General features: G+C 32.5%; 15 protein-coding genes. 12 read left to right on the plus strand and 3 right to left on the minus strand.

The genetic code is table 11. The features are described 5' to 3' along the window. Nucleotides 1-6 precede the first annotated feature (6 nt). The 5 genes from Q0910_RS25395 (at nucleotide 7) to Q0910_RS25415 (ending at nucleotide 9,924) form a co-directional block, all read left to right on the plus strand. Nucleotides 7-4,287 carry a DUF6443 domain-containing protein gene (locus tag Q0910_RS25395; RefSeq protein WP_299222924.1) on the plus strand — a complete coding sequence of 1,427 codons (4,281 nt, stop codon included), beginning with the start codon at nucleotides 7-9 and terminating at the stop codon, nucleotides 4,285-4,287. A gap of 20 nt (nucleotides 4,288-4,307) precedes the next feature. Then, on the plus strand, nucleotides 4,308-4,796 hold the full coding sequence (locus Q0910_RS25400) for a hypothetical protein (protein WP_299222925.1): 489 nt from the start codon (nucleotides 4,308-4,310) through the stop codon (nucleotides 4,794-4,796). Between the two features lie 22 nt (nucleotides 4,797-4,818). Continuing rightward, nucleotides 4,819-8,556 (plus strand): hypothetical protein, encoded by a 3,738-nt coding sequence (locus tag Q0910_RS25405; protein WP_299222926.1) that lies wholly within the window; start codon nucleotides 4,819-4,821, stop codon nucleotides 8,554-8,556. A 351-nt stretch (nucleotides 8,557-8,907) separates the two neighbouring features. Beyond that, nucleotides 8,908-9,474: a peroxidase-related enzyme gene (locus Q0910_RS25410; RefSeq protein ID WP_299222928.1), complete on the plus strand. Its 567-nt coding sequence runs from the start codon at nucleotides 8,908-8,910 to the stop codon at nucleotides 9,472-9,474. 9 nt (nucleotides 9,475-9,483) lie between these two features. Continuing rightward, nucleotides 9,484-9,924, plus strand: coding sequence for a DUF4174 domain-containing protein (locus Q0910_RS25415; RefSeq protein ID WP_299222930.1), 441 nt, complete (start codon nucleotides 9,484-9,486; stop codon nucleotides 9,922-9,924). Between the two features lie 93 nt (nucleotides 9,925-10,017). On the opposite strand, the gene Q0910_RS25420 is transcribed toward Q0910_RS25415, so the two are convergent. The 3 genes from Q0910_RS25420 to Q0910_RS25430 all read right to left on the minus strand — a co-directional run bounded on the left by Q0910_RS25420 (nucleotide 10,018) and on the right by Q0910_RS25430 (nucleotide 12,473). Then, nucleotides 10,018-10,968, minus strand: coding sequence for a phosphoribosylaminoimidazolesuccinocarboxamide synthase (locus Q0910_RS25420; RefSeq protein WP_299222932.1), 951 nt, complete (start codon nucleotides 10,966-10,968; stop codon nucleotides 10,018-10,020). 64 nt (nucleotides 10,969-11,032) lie between these two features. Next, a complete protein-coding gene (locus Q0910_RS25425; protein ID WP_299222934.1) occupies nucleotides 11,033-11,410 on the minus strand; it encodes a four helix bundle protein in 378 nt (125 codons plus the stop codon). A 106-nt stretch (nucleotides 11,411-11,516) separates the two neighbouring features. Next, complete coding sequence (locus tag Q0910_RS25430) at nucleotides 11,517-12,473, minus strand: PhoH family protein (protein WP_299222936.1); 957 nt, start codon at nucleotides 12,471-12,473, stop codon at nucleotides 11,517-11,519. 283 nt (nucleotides 12,474-12,756) lie between these two features. Between Q0910_RS25430 and Q0910_RS25435 the strand changes: the two genes are divergently transcribed. From Q0910_RS25435 to Q0910_RS25465, 7 genes are all read left to right on the plus strand, one after another. Continuing rightward, nucleotides 12,757-13,587, plus strand: coding sequence for an SAM-dependent chlorinase/fluorinase (locus tag Q0910_RS25435; protein ID WP_299222938.1), 831 nt, complete (start codon nucleotides 12,757-12,759; stop codon nucleotides 13,585-13,587). A 622-nt stretch (nucleotides 13,588-14,209) separates the two neighbouring features. Beyond that, nucleotides 14,210-14,506 carry an antibiotic biosynthesis monooxygenase family protein gene (locus Q0910_RS25440; protein ID WP_299222940.1) on the plus strand — a complete coding sequence of 99 codons (297 nt, stop codon included), beginning with the start codon at nucleotides 14,210-14,212 and terminating at the stop codon, nucleotides 14,504-14,506. Between the two features lie 59 nt (nucleotides 14,507-14,565). Next, nucleotides 14,566-16,965 (plus strand): gliding motility-associated ABC transporter substrate-binding protein GldG, encoded by a 2,400-nt coding sequence (gene gldG, locus Q0910_RS25445; RefSeq protein WP_299222942.1) that lies wholly within the window; start codon nucleotides 14,566-14,568, stop codon nucleotides 16,963-16,965. Nucleotides 16,966-17,582: 617 nt separating this feature from the next. Further along, nucleotides 17,583-18,170 (plus strand): DUF1572 family protein, encoded by a 588-nt coding sequence (locus Q0910_RS25450; RefSeq protein ID WP_299222943.1) that lies wholly within the window; start codon nucleotides 17,583-17,585, stop codon nucleotides 18,168-18,170. Nucleotides 18,171-18,340: 170 nt separating this feature from the next. Continuing rightward, nucleotides 18,341-19,459 carry a DNA polymerase III subunit beta gene (gene dnaN, locus Q0910_RS25455; protein ID WP_299222945.1) on the plus strand — a complete coding sequence of 373 codons (1,119 nt, stop codon included), beginning with the start codon at nucleotides 18,341-18,343 and terminating at the stop codon, nucleotides 19,457-19,459. 217 nt (nucleotides 19,460-19,676) lie between these two features. After that, the gene (locus Q0910_RS25460) at nucleotides 19,677-20,246 is read left to right on the plus strand and encodes a Crp/Fnr family transcriptional regulator (protein ID WP_299222947.1); all 570 of its coding nucleotides are present in this window, start codon (nucleotides 19,677-19,679) and stop codon (nucleotides 20,244-20,246) included. Nucleotides 20,247-20,343: 97 nt separating this feature from the next. After that, nucleotides 20,344-21,120, plus strand: a complete 777-nt coding sequence (locus Q0910_RS25465; protein WP_299222949.1) for a type 1 glutamine amidotransferase domain-containing protein — start codon at nucleotides 20,344-20,346, stop codon at nucleotides 21,118-21,120. Nucleotides 21,121-21,246 lie beyond the last annotated feature (126 nt).

The following is a 21,246-nucleotide window of genomic DNA, read 5'->3' on the forward strand; positions in this document are numbered from 1 at the left end:
CTATTTATGAAAAAGTACATATTCATATTAATTAGCATTTATGTATATAATGCAAATGCACAGTCATTAGATCAAAATTTCACAATGTCTGTAGTTCCTAAAGAGGAAATGAGTATTAGTGAGGTTAATGAACTTGCGGATATTTCATCTGGATCATCGAGTACAATAACTATAGATGATCCCAAAAGCAATGAAAATTTTACAGCTTCTCAATCTATACTATTGTTGGATGGCGCTCATCTAACTCCAAATGTGCACCTTAGAATTAGTGATCCAACACAAATAAATGAATCATTATATAGAAGTATTACGTATTATGACGGATTAGGCAGACCGATACAATCAAATGCTATTGGTCAGAGTCCCAATGGTAATGATATTGTACAGCATTATGATTATGATCAGTTTGGAAGAACTGAAAAGTCGTATTTACCATTACCATCTAATCAAAATACTGGTAATTTTATCGATAATCCCGTATCACAAATACAAACGTATTATCAAAATACTTATGGAGACACCAATCCATTTGCGCAACAACGATTTGATGATTCTCCATTAAGTAGAGTTTTAGAATCTGCAGCTCCTGGAAACGATTGGTTATTGTCTGAGACTAATGATACGGATCATACAACTAAATTTGATTATGGCACTAATAATGTTAAAGAAATAAGAAGATACGATATTGATGATGAGGGGAACCTCGTTTTAGGAATTGATTTTTATTATCAAAATGAGTTGATGAAAAGCATTTCTAAAAATGAAAACTGGCAACCAACCGATGGAAATTTGAATATTCAAGAGACTTTTACTGATAAGAATGGAAGAACCATTGCGACCATTAGTTATGTTGAGAAGAATGGAATAGTACAAGAATTAGTTTCGCAATATGTATACGACGATTTTGGTAGATTGGTATATATGATTCCTTCAAAAGCATATGAGAAAATTATAGACGCAATACCATATCAGGAGTTTACTACCATAATTCCTTTTGAAAATTTTGTACAAAACCCAACGCAAGTAATTGGGCAAGGTAATTCTAATTTTTCTTTACAAGAATATCACACAGAAAATAACACTATTACGGATTATGATTTTGGTGGTAACATTAATTTTCAATTAGACGACATTAATCCTGAACCCGGTGCATTTCTTAAATTAGGAGCTATTTTTACATTACCAAATAACGGAATCATCGTGCCCGATAGGCCATTATTTAATATCTATCGACCTGGAAGTAATAATACAATTTGGTATGAGTTCTCTTTAATCAATGGAACCATTCATAATGTGTTAAGAGCTAATAATGGTCCAGATAATGATCCTCAGGCTGCTTTTAGGGTTTCTATTTTGGATTTTGATTTTAGAGAAATACTCCCAGCAGAGTTTTCTTTAAATACTACAAATCTTAATGCGCTGGTTTTTCAACATGAATATGATATATATGGAAGACAAATAGCAAAGAAGACACCTGGCAGAGGTTGGGAATATGTGGTATATGATCAATTGGATAACCCTATTCTTGTTCAGGATGCCAATTTAAAGAATAACAATCAATGGTTATTTACAAAACATGATGCTTTTGGCAGGGTAATATATAGTGGTACCTATTCCAGTACTAAATCTAGAGAAGATTTACAGTTTGAGGTAGACAATTTTATATATAATTCTAATGATAATCAAGCGAACATAGAAAAACGAATCCCAAATACTGTAAATATAGGAGGTACTCCGGTAAATTATTCTAATAATGCTTTTCCTACAACTGGGATAATAGAACTATTATCTGTAAATTACTATGACAATTATAACTTTACAGATGTGGATCGTCCAACTACTCCTTCTACGATAGAAAATCAGGTTGTTACTGACAAAACTAGAGGACTGCCTACAGGAAATTGGACTAAAACTATTGGAGAAAATACCTGGTCTAAATCTTATACGTATTATGATGAAAAAGGAAGAAGCATTAAGGTATATGAGAAGAATCATATAGATGGGTATACTACTACAGCTAGTAAGCTAAATTTTAGAGGAATTGTAGAAAAAGCGGTAACAGAACATAAAAGAATATCCACTTCTAATTTATTAACCATAATTGATAGATATGAATACGACACTTCGGACCGGATTAAGTTTCAATATCAAAAAATTAATAATCAATTAGAAGAACGCATTGCCTCTTATGAATATGATGAATTAGGAAATACAGTAAATAAGGGAATCGGAGGCTTATTATCATCTAATACTCCTCTACAACAAACATCCTACACTTACAATATAAAAGGTTGGTTAAAAGGAATTAATGATGTAGATAATATTGGTGATAACTTATTTGCTTATAAATTAAATTATAATGACCCTGTAGAAGGTACAGTAACAGGAGCTAGTAGCTTGTATAATGGTAATATTGCACAAACGATATGGAGATCAAAACATGATAATTTAAAAAAATCCTATGCATATGCATATGATGACCTAAATCGATTAACCGATGCCAACTATTTATATAGTGATAATTTAATAAGAGAATCTACTTTTAAGTTAGAAGTTCATGATATAGACTATGATCCAAATGGAAATATTCAGTATGTCAAACGTAATGGTCAGAGTGGTGCTATAGATATTCTAACATATGACTATGGTTCTGAAAATGGCAATCAAGTAGTCTCAATCACTGATAATGGTGCTGTTGATAAGGGATTTATTGATGGTAATACAGCTACTGATGATTATGAATATGATGCCAATGGTAATATGATCAAGGATCTAAATAAAAACATTAACAGTATCACCTATAATCATCTGGATTTAATTGAAAAAATCACTTTTATGGATGGTAAAAATATTTCATTCACGTATGATGCTTCTGGAAGAAAATTAAAGAAAACATATACCGATGGAAGTAATTCATATCAAACGAATTACTTAGGTGTATTTCAATACCAAGAAAATCAACTACAATTCTTTCAGATGGATGAAGGTTATGTATATCCAGATAATACCAATACGTTTAAGCATGTATATACAATTTCTGATCATTTAGGAAATAATAGGGTAACTTTTAGTGATACAGATGGAGATGGAGTGATAAGTTCTTTAGAGTTATTGTCTAATACAGATTATTATCCTATGGGACTCATCCAAGAAGGAGAGTTTACTAGTTCAATTACTTCTGATTTTAACTATAAATTTCAAGGGAAAGAATTACAAGAAGATAATGATATAAATTTGTATGATTTTGGATCCAGAATGTATGATCCTTCTGTAGGGCGTTGGTTTAATACAGATCCCCAAAATCAATATGGTAGCCCTTATTTAGCATTAGGAAATAATTCTGTTATAATGATAGATCCTAATGGAGAGTATTCTGAAGCTGCATTAATAACAGGTATTATTGTAGGTGCATACCTAGGAGCAGTTGCTGGATCTATAAAAGCGCAAAATAGTGGAAAAGAATGGTATCAAGGTTTCTGGAAAGGAGGAGTCGTTGGTGCTGTAGGAGGTGCTATAAGCGGAATAGGCGGTGGTGGCTTTGTTAGTAATGTACTTTGGGGCGCTGCACAAGGTGGTGTAACCGGTGGGCTTAATGCCGTCCTTTGGGAAGAAAATGTTGGCGAGGGAGCCGCTAGGGGAGCTGCAACCGGCGCAGTCTTTGCTGCGGTAACTTCTGGAGTAGAAGCTACTACTAACGCTGTTGATGGTTATGGTTTTAGAACAAATGATGGTGTTGTGGATAAGTTCACAAATGATTTTAATCAAGCTAGACCATATTCAGATAGACGAATTGAAATAGGAAAGAATGCTGTGAAATTTGTTCAAAAACGTTATGGGCTAAGTGATGTTGATTTGCGTTACAATTTTGCTGAACCAGACTATGGATATAGCTATGCAGAAGGGAATTATGGTGACATAGGACCGGGTGCATTTGAATCATCAGATAATTTAAAAGCAACGATTCTTCATGAATATGGACATTTAAAGTATGATCGATTCCTTGATGCGGATGGAGTCTATAAATTTCAATTACCAGAAAGGGCAAGATGGAATGATTTTGATGGTGTTACAGGGTATAATACTTCAATTAGAGGTTCAGGAAAATTACATATTAAGAAGAGTTATTTCAAAAAGGTTTGGACACATAAAACATATCCTAATTTCACCATACAAGATCAAGTAATACTACAGAATACTTTTGTCAGAGTACCTACCTGGTACGCACCTAGTTCGATTAATGGAGTCATTAGAAATAAATGGTTTTATACATTGCCTAGTAGATTTTAAAAATTAAAAAAAGAATAATTATGATTTATTTAATTATTAATTTCATCTCAATTTATAGTTGTATTCTTCCCGGAAGAATAGAATCTCTAAATGTAATACAGAATGTTCCTATTTCATTTGAGATATCATTCGATGAAGAATCAGGTTTGGAAAAAAAGGTATTTCTGAAAATCTGTAATAATACCGATGAAATAATTACGATACTTGATCCCAAATTATGGCTTAACTCGGTACCTGTTTTGCTAAATGAAAATAAAAAAGAAGAGTTTTTTGTAAAGACAATTTTAGCGAATAAAGTAAAAATAAAAACATCTTTTATCAAAATCCCTGCAAAAGAATCTTATAAGACTGAGTTTGATTATACAATAAATGAACTTTTTTTTTCAGAAGAAACTAAAGGTAATTTTACAGTGTATTTTATTTATCAAGGTGGAATTTGGGATTCAAATGATAATTTAGTCTTTGAAAAAGAAATAAATAGTAATTCTCTTCAATTTACTATTGAATAATAAAAATATTTAATTTATAATAATGAAGAAAAGAGTTTTTTTAGTTTTAATACTATGTTCAATATCAATATATTCTCAAGAGGCAGTTGATATTGTAACTCCTGAGCAATCTCCTTTTAATTTGGGGCAAGATATTTCAGGTTTAGCACAAGGTTCTATTAATGAACCAACAGGAAAAGCAACATTATCCATACCGATTTCATCATTAAATGTAAGAACAATTTCTTATGATGTTTCGTTAATATATAATGGACAATCTGCATTTGATATGGCTTCGAATACAAACAGATATAACCCCACAAATATTATAGGTGTGGGCTTTGGAATGTTTACCCCAAAAATTGTTGTAAATAATAAAAATACAGCGGTTAAAGAAGATGATGAATTTTATATTCAGGATGGGGCTAATAACACAAAATTGTATTGCACTGATAGAATAGAACCAAACCCCTTACAAACAGGAGAAGTTATCTGGGAGTTTGGAGCAGAAAATTATGTGCCTTGGAAAATACGTTATTACAAAAGTCTAAAAGAGTTTGTAAATGGAGTACTGACAGAAACTCCTCTTGATTATTGGATTATTACAAATCAAGATGGTGTAGAATTCTTTTATGGTCAAACTCAAAACTCTAAAGAGAATGTTGTTACTTGGGGTAATTGGATAGGAAATTCTAATAAATCCGGAGGTAACAAAGAAACGATCATTTGGAATATCTCTACGATACGTGATCAATGGAATAATAACATTCAATTTGAGTATGAGTTGCAGGAAAGTACTGTGGGAGGAGTTGCACAAACTGAGGCTTCTTATATAAAGAAGATTACGGCTTCTACTGGAGAAAATATTCGATTCGCTTATACTGATAAAAACGCAAATGAAATTTATGAACCCAATATAGAATATCCTGAGCCGGATGCATATCAAGAGCGATATGAGAAAAAATACTTACAACAGATTACCTCTTACAATAGTAGCAATCAATTGATATACAATTATAATCTAACATATTCTTTAGTAAATAATAGTAGTGCAAGCGATCAAAAACGCTATTTGACAAGTATTACTCAGGAGAATGCTCAAGGAGAGTTTTTGCCAAGTCAAAAGTTTGAGTATTATACTTCAGGAACTTTTAAAGGAGGTGTTAAAAAAATAACCTATCCAACGGGAGGTTCTGTTAGTTATGAATATAAAAACAAATTATTATTTTCTAATAGTGCTAATAGGTTTTCGGGTCCAGATCCTTATAATGATCGGTTTAATTATTATTCTATGGTAACTCGTGATAAATACGCACTGAAGTTATACAAGTATAAGGTACCTGTAAATGGTAAATATTCTTTCCAATTAGTGAGACATTTCTGGAATGGTCAATCGTGGGATCGTGATCTTTTTAATTTTCCATATGATATAGTAGATACCTATCCTGCAACAGGACCTTGGTTAGAAAACTTTCATGTTGTTTTTGGAGGTGATTTTTATGCTTTTTTATATCAGGAAGGAAGCAACGGTAAACTAGATTTATTTCATTTAAATCCAGATGGTAAAACTTGGGATCATAAGACATATAACTTTGTTAGTATTGGTAGTGGAGCTCCAAAACTAATGCATGGAGATAAATTTGTAGCTATTGGGTCTTATAATAATGGAAAACTACATACATTCACTTGGGATGGTGACAGGTGGATAAATAAAACAATCCAGCAAGGGTCCGGTGAATATTTTTATGGAGCAGCAAATAATTTTATTCTAACACTAAATGAAAAAAATACAGGTTCAGATCTAGATTTCATTACTGGAGAAAACCGTGAAGATTATTATTATATTCATTATTTAGATATAACAAATCAATGGGTCAGCAAATCTTGGTCAGCCGCTGCTGATCCTTACATTGCAGGAATAGAAAAACCAAGTTATTTTTATCCAGAGAATTCAATGAGTGGTTTTGTTCCGGATGATAATCCAGAATTATTTTTACGATGGGATACTAATTATAATTTATTGCCTCCAGACAATGATGTTTTAGGTGCTTTTTTGGATGCGAGTCCATTAATATCAACATACACAGGAATGTATACGTTACAAAATCATTTTTATCAATATTCCTTAAAATATGCTAGATTTAATGGAGTAGATTGGAAAACGTATGCACTTCCCGTTTCTGCTGCCTATTATGCTAAACCGTTTTATGGAGAAGATATTTCCACATTTCAGAATCATGGAGATATTGATTACGTAGGTTTTGTAAAATATGATCCTAATATTGACCTATGGCAACATAGCACAGGATTAAATTCATATCCGTCATATTTAACTAATTCTAAAGTTTCAGGAATTACTAACGATTTTATAATAGCATCCAATAAAGTCTATATTCGTAATAATACTTCGCGATTTGCGCAAACAGTAAATATTCTCAATTATGATAATGTGTTTACGCATACAGATGGTCTGTCACACGGATTTGTTGAACTCGGATCAGGATCACATATACCCTTAACCTCCAGGTACTATTATTTTGATAAAGCAAGCAATCAACTTGCAAGCGTAGATATGGGTGCTAGGTTTCACATGTATGGACCTACTTCTTTTGCCGGTAGAACGCCTTTTATGAGTCCAACATCAATATGGTTAAGAAGTAACAGTAATAATAATAGTTTTAATTCTTATCTACATCGTGTTATTAATGACAAAGTAAATAATTCGGTATATGATATTGTGATTGATAAAGTAAAAATTGATAACGGAGATGGCGAAATAAGAGAAACCATTTATAGTTATAACTCACCAAATTCTACTTCTGATAATGAAACTACCTTTTATGGAGATGTTATTTTAGAGAATAAAGGATACGGCACTGCATCTATTGGAGTTATTGAGAAAAAATTTAAAAATGGATCCTCGGATTTGCAAATGGCAGGACTTTTAGAAGAACAACGAATAAAAGACATTAACGGTAATACGGTAAGCTTGCAAACTAATACATGGACTAAGTATAAACCTTCTTCAAGAAGTTATATTTCACAACTTACTAAGCAAGAAAATGAAGTTACATATAATGATAAAGTAATAACTACTGTAACATCTAATTCTTATGGAACCCCTCATTATTTACTTACTAATAGGAATAAAATTAGTAGTAAGGGACAAACAGAATCGACTCAGACTAAATACGCGGTTGATTATTATCCCTTCATGGAAGTTGGTAATTATGTGAGTCAACCATATGAAATAATAAGTAAAGTTAATGGCAAAGTAGTTTCAGTGGATAGAACTATATGGAAAAAGGATGCAAACAATAAAATTTATGCATCAGAAGTTTGGTCAGGTACTTCTTTAGTTTCATTAAGAAAAACTCGTGAAGTATCTAAAATGAATAACTATGGACAGATAATAGAGACAACGAACGGTAGAGGACAATATAATTCAATTTTGTTTGGATATAATTATAGATATCCTATTGCCTCAATTTCTAATGCGGAATATGATTATGTTATTGGAAAGTTAGAAACTTCTTTACTTTCATTACAAAACATGGATAACGAAACTTTAAAAATACAATTATTGAAGTTATATAATGAATTACCAGAAACAATGATTGATATAAGTTTATACGACATAGAAGGGAAAGTTGTAAAGAAAATCAACCAAAGACAAGAAGAGATGAGTTACTATTATGATAGTTTCAATAGATTGGATTACACAACGGACTTAAACAACAAGGTTCTTGAAAAAAACATTTATAACTATAAGACAAATTAATTAAAAGTTATAATTCTCCCTACTCTCCTATAAATGAACCGGATCGCGCGGATATGATAACCGGATCGCTCGGATATGATAGCGCGGAAATGTTTTCCGTGCTGCGTATGGGTAATCGATAAGGGTAAGAAATAGTATAAAAACAGTCATGTCTTTAAAATGATATGGCTGTTTTGTTTTACAACAATGTTTCATATGTTAATAATGATTTACCGCACAGATTGCAAATCTGCACTATCAGGTTTAAGTCAAGATGAGTTCGTCGTTTGCAATTCACAAAATTGAGATTTCTTTAACTATATGATTTCAAATCATTAGTTACTTTTAGAATCCAACTTTAATATATTCGCTATGAGAACGATCTCCACAATGTTGGAGGATGTAAGCATCACTCCAGAATTGCATAACACTTTTGAAACCATTAAAAGCGAACTTCAAGCTCCGTTTGTTCCTAACTTTTTTAAAATCTGGGGGCACTCACCTACCGCGCTAAAAGGTATTTTTCCTGCGATGCAGTATATTCTTGCCAGTGGCGAATTAGATCGCAAACTCAAGGAAATGATTATGATTGCTATTTCTGCTTCTAGAGAATGTGCATATTGCGAAACTGCACATCACGCCTTTTGTAGTATGGCTGGGGGAACATCAGAAGAAATAACATCCTTAAAAGATCAAAATACCTTACCATCAACAAATGATCCTAAAGAAAAAGCCGCTATTGATTTTGCAGTGAAATTATCTACAAATTCTAAATCCTCTAATCAAAAAGATTTTGAAAACCTTCAACAATTGGGATATACTAAATCTCAAGTTATGGAGTTAATCGCCATGTCTGGTATGGGAGTTTTTTATAATCACCTGGCAGACGCTACAAAAATTAATATAGATCCAGAATTGATGGAAACTATATCTGATTAAAAAATATTTATGAGTTTTATCATTAAAAGCATTTCTGTACTCTTATTCTTTCATTCAACTACTGCTATATCTCAGATATTTAAAAAACATCAATGGAAGGACAGAGTTTTATTAGTACTCACTAATTCTCATAATCAAGACCCTCCTTTATATACAAAACAATTAAACGAGCTTAGAGGGCATCCTTATGAATTAAATGAACGAAAGTTAGTAATATATCAGGTCAGATTATTTTCTTATACCGAAGGATTAAACAAAGACACTACTTCTATTGGAAATAGAACTTTAATAAGTGAATATAGCTCTCTAAAAATCCCCTTAAAAGTTGTACTAATTGGGCTTGATGGTAGTATTAAATTCGAAAAAAAAGGTTTTACATATACCCAAGAAATTCTAGAGCAAATCGATCAAATGCCAATACGTAGACAAGAATTGAGAACCAAAAATTAAGACTATCAATTTAGTACTTGTTATGGATTCCGGATCAAGTCCGGAATGACATATTCTCCCACTCTTCGATAGTTTTTAACTTCCTAGTATAAACTAAACAGTCTTCAAATACTCCAATACATTCTCTTCTATCCTACTATCAATATCAGAAACATCAGCTTTCTTAAAAGAAGTACCAGTAATATTTTCGAATAGTTCGATATATCGATCTGATACAGAATTGATATACTCCTCAGTCATATCTGGTATTTGCTGTCCTTCTTTTCCCTGAAAACCATTACTGATTAGCCATTGTCTTACAAACTCTTTGGATAGTTGTTTTTGAGCTTCGTCTTTTTGCTGTCTTTCTTCATAGCCTTCTGCATAGAAATAACGAGAAGAATCCGGTGTATGAATCTCATCAATTAAGACAATTTTTCCATCTTTCGTTTTTCCGAATTCGTATTTAGTATCCACCAAAATTAATCCTCGTTCTTCAGCAATCTCCGTTCCTCTCTGAAACAACTTTCTTGTATAATCTTCTAATACCAAATAATCTTTTTCAGAAACAATGCCTTTTGCTAAAATTTCCTCTCTGGAGATATCTTCATCATGTTCTCCATTATCAGCTTTGGTAGAAGGAGTGATAATAGGCTCAGGAAATTTGTCATTTTCCTTCATCCCTTCCGGCATAGGTACACCACATAATATCCTTTTACCAGCTTTATATTCTCTGGCTGCATGTCCAGATTGATATCCTCTGATCACCATTTCTACTTTAAAAGGATCACAAAGATGACCAACCGCTACGTTAGGATCTGGAGTTGCAATCAACCAGTTAGGAACTAAATCTTCAGTTGCTTTCATCATCTGAGTAGCAATCTGATTTAGGATTTGCCCTTTAAACGGAATTCCTTTTGGCATTACTACATCAAACGCCGATAAACGATCCGTAGCGATCATGACTAGTAATTCGTCATTAATATTATATACTTCTCTTACTTTCCCTTTATAGACTGATTTCTGATTCGGAAAGTTATAATTTGTATCTGTAATTGTATTCATAGTAGTATGTTAGTTGTGGAGTAAGTGAGTGTCTGAGTGTCTTAAAAATAAAATTGGTAGTAAACTACTCTTTCGCTTTTGATTTCAAATGTTTTTTGAACGATGTTATCATTTTTGATATTTCAGTAATATCAGCTCTGTTTATCTCATCCTGATTTTCCTTTATAAAACCTCTTAATTTTGCTTTGGTACTACAAACAATACATTCATGAGCACTATCCCACGCCATTTGAAGATATCTGTTAAATTGAGCATCAGAACTTGCTGAACCTTCTGCTATATTTAATGCAATAGCATCTGCTGCTCTAATAAACTGAGAAGTTAACCTGTACATTTCTTCTTTTGGAAAAGATGCAACCTGACTATTTACCGATTCTCCAAACTCAATGGCTTTATTGTAAATTATTAAATCTTCAAATTTAAAATGATATTTACTTTTCAATGTATTTTTTTTAAATCAAAATAATCCTAGAATCACTACAGACATAACTACTTCACAGGAAAACTCAACCACTCAACTACTCACAGCAAAGCATTCTCACCTCTACTTAATCGTTCCTATTTTCTATTTCTTTATAAGCAGCAATCACCTTTTTCACTAGTTTATGACGGATCACATCCTTGTCATCTAAGTGTATTACTCCAATTCCAGAAACTCCTTTTAATACTAATAGAGCCTCTTTTAGACCAGAAGTTACTCTACGTGGTAGATCAATCTGTCCCGGATCACCTGTAATCATAAACTTGGCATTTTTCCCCATACGTGTCAAGAACATCTTCATTTGCGCATGAGTTGTATTTTGTGCTTCATCAAGAATTACAAAGGCATTATCTAGTGTACGACCACGCATAAAAGCCATCGGTGCTATTTGTATCACTCCTTTTTCTATAAAGCTTTCTAGTTTTTCCGCAGGAATCATATCACGCAATGCATCATACAATGGCTGCATATATGGATCCAGTTTTTCTTTTAGATCTCCTGGTAAAAAACCAAGATTCTCTCCAGCTTCTACAGCTGGACGTGTAAGGATAATTCTTCTTACCTGTTTTTCTTTTAATGCTTTTACCGCTAACGCTACTCCAGTATATGTTTTACCGGTTCCGGCTGGTCCAATAGCAAAAACCATATCATTTTTATAGGTCAGTTCTACCAATTTACGCTGATTCGCTGTTTGCGCTTTAATTGCTTTACCCCCTACTCCATGAACCAAGGTTTCTCCGCTAATTGCAGATGTTTCATAATCCGCTTTACTATCACTGGTAAGCACACGTTCGATCACATTCTCATCCAGTTTATTATACTTTGCAAAATGTTCCAAAAGCATATTAAGACGTGTATCGAATTCCTCGAGCATATCTCCGTCACCGTACACCTTCATTTTGCTACCTCGGGCAACAATCTTCAACTTTGGAAAGTATTTTTTTAATAATTGAATATTACTATTCTGAAGTCCGAAAAACTCCCGTGGATTGATTTCTGTTAGTTCAATAATAAGTTCGTTCAAAAGCTATAGAAATTTTAGTATGAATTGTTTTTTGGATTGACTAAGTTTGTTCTCCCAATAGCTATCGGGATTGTTTGAAGTTTTTGCCGGGGAATCAAAAATGAAAAACGTACTATACGTTGAAACTTTTTTTAAGATCATAAAAGATATTAAGTGGTCGAAAATGATAAACTCGTATGTTTTTATTACAAATTCCTGGATTCAAAAAAACTTTGAATAACTTCATAGCAAATTTACATATTTTTAAGCGCTTATAATTAAAAGATATTAACAATTCTTATAGATGCCAATAATAACTTTAACTACTGATTTCGGAATCAAAGATCACTTTGTGTCTGCGGTTAAAGGTGCTATCTATACCGAACTACCAGAAGCTACTATTGTAGATATTTCTCACGAAATTTCGCCATTCCACATTATAGAAGCAGCCTATATTATCCAGAATGCTTATAAGAGCTTTCCGAAAGGAAGTATCCATATCATAGGTATTGACAGTGAACTTAATCCAGAAAACAAACACATCGCTGTAAAGCTTGATGATCACTATTTTATCTGTGCTAATAATGGATTGATTTCTTTAATTGCCTCAGAATTCAGACCAGAAAAAATTGTAGAGATCAATATACACGATGCTATTGGAACTAACTTTCCCGTATTAGATGTTTTTGTTGCCGTGGCTTGCCACATTGCTCGTGGAGGAACACTAGAAGTCATTGGAAAATCGATTACAGATATCAAATTAATAAAAGGAATTACTCCAATTGTCAATGTTGGAGACAAACAAATTGTAGGAAGTATTATCTATATTGATAACTACGGAAATCTGATCACGAACATTACCCGTAAACTTTTTGAAGATGTTGGAAAGGGTCGCAAGTTTAAAATTACTGCCAGAAGCGCTATTTTTAATACCATTTATGAGCGATATAGTGATGCTATAAATTTTGATATAGAAAAAAGTAAGCGTGAAGAAGATGGAAAGAAACTGGCAGTGTTCAATTCATCTGGATATTTAGAACTGGCCATTTATAAAAGTAATCCAAAAACTGTTGGTGGCGCTTCTAGTCTATTCGGATTACATTATCGTGATACCGTGAGTATTACTTTTGAGTGAATTAGTCTGGGAGTTCTTGAGTATGGGAGTAGTTGAGTTGGTGAGATTATTAGAACTTTGGACTGTTAGATCTTTCGAAAAAAAACTCCAATACTAACAAACTAAAGAGCTTTACAAAACTTTGTTGCTTTGAAAATTTAAAACAAAAAATTGACAGAACTTACTAAATATAATATTTTTATAAAATTATTTCTTCCTGTTATTTTAGGGGCTCTCGGAATTATGATTTCAATCACACTTCTTAAGCACTTGCCCATATGGTTAATTACAGCAATAAGTATTATTACATTTATCTTATACCTAATCACCAGAAAGGTCTTTAGAGATTCGGAAAAATTAGTTTATGACAAACAATTTCTATACATAAATTCTAAAAGAGGAAATAGCAAAATATCATTAAAAAACATCAAAGGGTTCACTATTAAAAAAACGAACATCAAACTATTGGGCTATAAAATTATTACTTGTAATCTAGAGTTCTTAATAGAGCATAAAAGAATAAAATCAACAATATTTTGGGCTTTTGAAAGTAGTTTTGAGATTAATGATTTTGAAAACATGATAAATAATAACAAAAGTTATTAAGGAACTTTATAGTTTTGTTATCACTTAAAAAACTAAAATGATTATACGAATTGTAAAATTGGGGTTCATTCCTGAACAAATAGATGCTTTTTTAGAGAATTTCGATCAGAATAAAGATAAAATTCGAAATTTTGAAGGATGTTCACACTTAAAATTGATACGAGATATCCATCAAACCAACCAGTTTTTCACCTATAGTCATTGGGAATCTGAAAAGCATCTCAATAACTACAGAAACTCTTCGTTATTTAAAGGTGTTTGGGCAAACACTAAAAATAAGTTTAATCAAAAACCAGAAGCTTGGAGCGTAGAACAAGTTTGGGGTTCAGAATAAAGAGTTATGCATTTTACTTTTCTAAACTCCACAACTCATAACTCATAATTTTGTAAAGAATGCTAGCAATAATAAGAAAAGAAATAAATACATTTTTTGCCTCCTCTGTAGGATATTTAGTAATAGGACTATTCCTAGTACTTAACGGACTCTTTTTATGGGTATTCAAAGGACAGTTTAATATTCTGGATAGTGGTTTTGCTGATCTTTCTCCATTCTTTTTAATTGCACCGTGGATCTTATTATTTTTGATTCCGGCAATAACCATGCGCAGCATTGCCGAGGAGAGAAAACAAGGCACTTTAGAACTTTTACTAACCAAACCCATAAGACATTGGCAATTAGTCGTAGGAAAATATATAGGAAGTCTTTTTCTTATCGTTATTGCTTTAATTCCTAGTTTGCTATATATAATTACTGTTTATCAATTAGGAAATCCAGTAGGAAATCTCGATGTAGGCAGTACGATTGGATCTTACATCGCTCTTTTACTTCTTAGTGCTTCTTATACAGCCATTGGTACTTTTTCATCATCAATAACAAATAATCAGATAGTAGCTTTTCTGATTGGTATATTTCTTTGTTTTTTATTCTATTTTGGATTTAGTGGATTAGCCAATTATCAACTGTTAGGCGCTACAGATTATACTATAGAACAAATAGGAATTCAGTTGCATTATGAACGTATCAGCCAGGGAGTTTTGGACACTAGAGATATCATTTATTTTGTCAGCATTATTACATTATTTGTGTTTTTAACGACCATTGTTCTGAAGAAATATTCCAGAAAAAACATCCTGAAATTTGCTTCTTTTGCTGCTATTGCCGTCATATTAGTTAATCTTGGGGGTAGTAGTCTCTATAGTCGTTTTGATCTAACTGCCGATCATCGTTTCACCCTTTCTGAAGCTACCGAAAACTTACTAGCAGAGGCAGAGGTTCCTATTTCAATTGACGTTTTATTAGAAGGTGACTTCCCCTCAGAGTTTAGAAGATTGCAAGGAGAGACAAAACAGCTATTGGAAGAATTCAACGCGATTAACCCAAAAATACAATATGTTTTCACCAATCCAATTGAAGAAGAGGAGTTTAGAAAAGAAACCTTAGAGGAACTACAAAGACTCGGACTTACACCTATGGAAGTGAGTGTTAAGGAAAGTGGAAAAACGGCAATAGAAACTGTTGTTCCCTGGGCGATTATGAATTATCAGAACCGAAGTGTTAAAGTAGCTTTGGTAAAAAACACCATTGGCGCAACTACAGAAGAAAGAGTTAATAATTCTATCCAGCAATTAGAATATGTTTTTGCTGATGCTTTAAAAAAATTGATTCATCCCAAAAAACATAAAATAGCAGTCATTAAAGGAAATGGACAATTACCTGATGTTAGGATAGCGGATTTTATTAAAACATTACAAGAATATTATTTTGTTGGGGCTTTTACATTGGACTCTGTGGCTTCAAACCCAGAAAAAACATTACAAGATTTACAGAAATTCGACCTTGTAATCAATGCTAAACCCACACAACCCTTTTCTGAAAAGGAAAAATATGTATTAGATCAATTTATCATGGAAGGTGGTAAATCTCTTTGGTTAGTAGAATCTGTTGCTATGGAAATTGATAGTTTGTTCACCCCTCAATCACAAGGAACAGCAGTAGCATTTATGCAAGATCTTAGATTAGGAGATGCATTATTTTCTTACGGAGTACGAATCAATCCTGTACTAGTTAATGACCTCTACTCTGCTCCGCTAATGCTTGCCTCCGGTCAAGGAAATGATACTCAATTTACACCACATCCCTGGTTTTATTCTTCGTTAACCAAAAGCACTAGTAATCACCCAATTGTTAAGAATATAGAATCTGTAAAATTCGAATTTTCAAACCAAATCGATACTTTAAAAAATGATCTTCAAAAAACAATTTTACTAACAAGCTCCGAACGATCAAAATTAGAAGGGATTCCTACAGAAATAAGGTTAGATAATATTATCGGGCAAAAACCTGATATTGCTAGTTATACAGACGGTAATCATAACCTGGCAGTTTTATTAGAAGGAAGTTTTAAATCTGCTTATAAAGATCGTGTAAAACCTTTTAAACTTAGCAACACAAAAGACTTAAGTAAAGAAACCAAAATGGTTGTTATTGCTGATGGCGACGTAATGAAGAACGGAATTAGAAAAGGAAGACCTATTGCATTGGGATATGACCCTTACTTAAATCTGCAATACGGAAATAAGGAATTTTTATTAAATACGGTAAATTATCTACTAGATGACTCTGGATTAACAGAAGTAAGAGGAAAAGAAATAAACATTGCTTTTCTTAATATCGAAAAAGTAGTAGAAAACCGAACTTTCTGGCAAGTGATCAATATTATTATTCCATTATTGATTCTTGGGTTGTTTGGTTTTACATTCTCATTTATTAGAAAGAGGAAATATAAAAAATAACTTTAAAACATCTTATAATATTTTAATCGATAAGAAAACTCTTTTGCTAGAGCTTTCTTATCGAAAATAACTTATTTTACTCAATTAAATACAGCACTGATTATTTTGCACAGTACCGAAACAAACTGCTCCGCTAGGACTAGGCACTGCGCAAGCATTGCTCCCACTATCAGCTATATAAAACCGATAACATCCTCGGACACAGTCAGACAAGCCAGGCATACCACCTTTGATTTCTTTTTGAGAAGACTTTGATAATTTTTGAGCCCCAGGAATTGAATTAATCATTTTTTTCATAATAAAGGTTTTAAGAATTTAAATTAAATAAATTGATTTATTGATTTATGATAATCATTAACACAAATATTCCCTTTAAAATTACAATCAAAATATCATTAAAATGTTACAATTCTGTTATTTAACTAAATGATAATATAAATGAACTTCATCTTCCCTCTAGGTAATCGCATTTAAATTTTTTGTTATTTTCTGGATTCCGGCGAAGGCCGGAATGACAAGTTTTTATGTTTTTTTTTAATGCGGTTTCCCTTAAAGTCCTTCCTAAAGGATTCAGAATCCTTAAGAAATTGCTTATATTAAAAAGCTAAATCAAAACAATGAATGCAACTACTTATTTAGAAGGAATAAAAAAGCAGTTTCTTTATTATAAATCTTTAGGAGAGAAAACAATAGATCAAGTTTCTGATGATGATCGCTTATTTTGGCAGTATAATAAAGATAGTAATAGTATTGCTACAATTGTAAAACACCTTTGGGGTAATATGAAATCTCGTTGGACAGATTTCCTTACATCAGACGGAGAAAAAGAATGGCGGGCACGTGATGCAGAATTCGAAAATGATATCAAAACCAAAACGGAATTATTGACTAAATGGAACGAAGGTTGGCAATGCCTATTTGAAGCTTTAGATAGTGTAAATGAAACTAATTTTGATCAACCGATTTACATCCGAAATATCGAGCACAGTATTACAGAAGCGATCAATCGACAATTAGCACATTACTCGTATCATGTAGGACAAATCGTATTTCTGGGAAAAATGATCTGTGATAAGGATTGGCAATCATTATCTATCGCCAGCGGAAAATCAAAGTCTTTTAATGAAAAACGTTTTGCTCAACCAAAACACAAAGCACATTATACAGATAAGCTCCTGAAAGATCAAGACCGTAAAAACTCCTGATTAATGATTCTGAAAATTTATAATTAATCTTATAGTCAATAACTCCTAGCCGTTTGTTAATAACTAACGTTTTTAGCATACCGAAATCCTTGTAGATTACAATTATATTTGCGTAAGCTATTAAACAATAGCCACTGTAAAAACAGTACTAATCTAAAAAAATTAAACGGGTGAAATTCATAGTTTCCAGTTCGTATTTATTAAAACAACTTCAGGTATTGGGTGGAGTTATCAATAACAGTAATACTTTACCGATTTTAGATAACTTTTTATTCGAATTAGATAATAACTCCTTAACTGTTTCAGCTTCTGACTTAGAGACTACTATGTCGGCTAAATTAGAAGTAGAATCTTCTGATGAAGGAATTATTGCTGTACCTGCAAAGTTATTATTAGAAACATTAAAAACGTTTCCTGAACAACCTCTTACGTTTGTAGCGGGAGACAATAATACTATAGAAATAAGCTCTAATCACGGTAAATATGCACTTGCATATGCAGATGGAGAAGAATTTCCTAAAGCAGTAGAACTAGAAGATCCTAGTTCAACAACGCTTTTGGGAGATATTTTAGCAACAGCAATTAGCAAAACGATTTTTGCGACAGGTAATGATGATCTTAGACCTGTAATGAGTGGTGTGTTTTTTCAGTTCTCTACAGAGAGCTTAACTTTTGTAGCTACGGATGCTCATAAATTAGTAAAGTATTCTCGTGAAGATGTACAAGCTTCCCAAGCTGCAGAATTTATTATGCCGAAGAAACCATTAAACCTTCTTAAAGGTATATTAGCAGGTAGTGATACAGAAGTATTGATTGAATACAATGAATCTAATGCAAAATTCACCTTTGATGAGACACAGTTGATCTGTAGATTGATTGATGGTAAATACCCTAATTACGAGGCAGTAATTCCTAAAGAGAACCCAAATAAATTAACTATTGCTCGTAATCAGTTTCTTAACTCTGTTCGTAGAGTTTCTATTTTCTCTAATAAAACAACACATCAAATCCGATTAAAAATCGCAGGCGCAGAATTGAATATTTCTGCAGAAGATATCGATTATTCTAATAAAGCAGAAGAACGTCTGACTTGTGATTACCAAGGTGATGATATGCAGATAGGGTTTAATTCTCGTTTCTTAAGTGAGATGCTAAATAATCTTAATGCTGATGATGTACAATTAGAAATGTCTTTGCCCAATCGAGCAGGAATCCTTACGCCTACCGATGGATTGGATGAAGGAGAAACTGTTACAATGCTGGTCATGCCGGTAATGTTAAACAATTAAGCATATATTATTTAAATGATAAGAATAATAGAATCCAATCGCAGTACTGTGATTGGATTTTTTATTTATTAATAATCGGAAGTACGTACATTCTCAGAACGAACTTAGTTAGTTAGTAAAGGGAATTCTTTTTTATACTTCTATACAACAAAAAATTTAGTCCTATCTAAACAGCTCAAAGTTTTGCATAAAACTATCGCTAAGTAATTACATTCATATGAACTTCGAAGAAATTTTTAAAGGTTTACTGCTAAGCGAAGAAGATAAAAAAATAATTAGTGGCAAGCTGAAAGAAATAAAGGTTACAAGAGGAGAAGTTTTACTATATCCAAATGACACAGCCTACTTTCAATATTATGTAGTGCAAGGATGTTTACGTTCATTTTTCACGGACAAATCTGCAAAGGAACATACTATACAATTTGCAATTACAGATTGGTGGATCGGTGATTACACCGCATTTTTCAAAAAGGAAAAAGCGATTCTCCAGATTGAATGTATCCAAGATGCATCTCTTTTAAGGCTTTCTAGAGACGATATGAATGAAATTTTTGATAAAATTCCCAATATAGAACGCTATTTTAGAATCAAAACGGAGTCTTACATTGGTTCTTTTCAGAAAAGGATTATAGGCGACCTATCTAAAACAGCTAAAGAGCAGTATATTGATTTTGTCAATACCTATCCAAATATAGAACAGCTGGTTAAAAATTACCATATCGCTTCTTATCTAGGAGTCACATCAGAAAGTCTAAGTAGAGTACGAAAAGAAATTGCCAGAAATTAATTTTTTTTCTTATCATAGATCATTTTTTTACATTTTAAGTCGCCTTAATTTTGATCCTGTAAATAATATAATACAAGTATTAATTAGAGGATTATAAATGAAAAAAATCATAGGAATAGCCACAGCTATTATACTATTTGCTTCTTGTGGAAAAAACACAGAAGCCAAAGAAACAACTAAAAAAACAGACACCATGAAGAAAGTATTATTCGTATTAACCAGTCATAGTGATTTAGGAAATACAGGAGAAAAGACAGGATTTTGGATTGAAGAATTTGCTTCACCTTACTATTTTTTGAAAGATAAAGGTGTGGATATCACTATTGCCTCCCCAAAAGGAGGGCAACCACCAATTGATCCAAAAAGTGAATTACCTGATTTCCAAACACCCGCGACTAAAAGATTTAACGGAGACCAAGAAACACAAACTATTCTTGCTAATACTGCCAAACTAGCTAACATAAATGCAAATGACTATGATGCAGTTTTTTATCCAGGAGGTCACGGTCCTTTATGGGATTTAGCAGAAGATGAGAGTTCTATTGCATTAATTGAAGCTTTCTATAATCAAAATAAACCCGTAGGTGCTGTGTGTCACGCACCTGCTATTTTTAAGAACACTAAGGGAGCTAACGGAGAGCCTTTAGTAAAAGGTAAAAAAGTAACCGGATTTTCTAATACAGAAGAAGAAGCTGTTCAATTAACAGATGTAGTACCTTTTCTTGTAGAAGATATGTTAATAGCTAATGGAGGTACGTATTCTAAAGAAGCTGACTGGAGTCCGTATGCTGTAGAAGATGGATTATTAATTACTGGACAAAACCCAGCTTCATCAGAGCTCGTTGCTGAGAAATTGTTGCTACAACTTAAGTAATACCAATTACAATTTTGTTTTACGGTAAATTTAAAAGTATATAGGAATAACACAAACTCATATATATTATACCAAATCCAAAAGCGCAAAATTAACTAGTTTGCGCTTTTTTTATACTTTTATACT

The sequence above is a fragment of the uncultured Aquimarina sp. genome, from assembly GCF_947495315.1.
Taxonomy (GTDB): Bacteria; Bacteroidota; Bacteroidia; order Flavobacteriales; family Flavobacteriaceae; genus Aquimarina.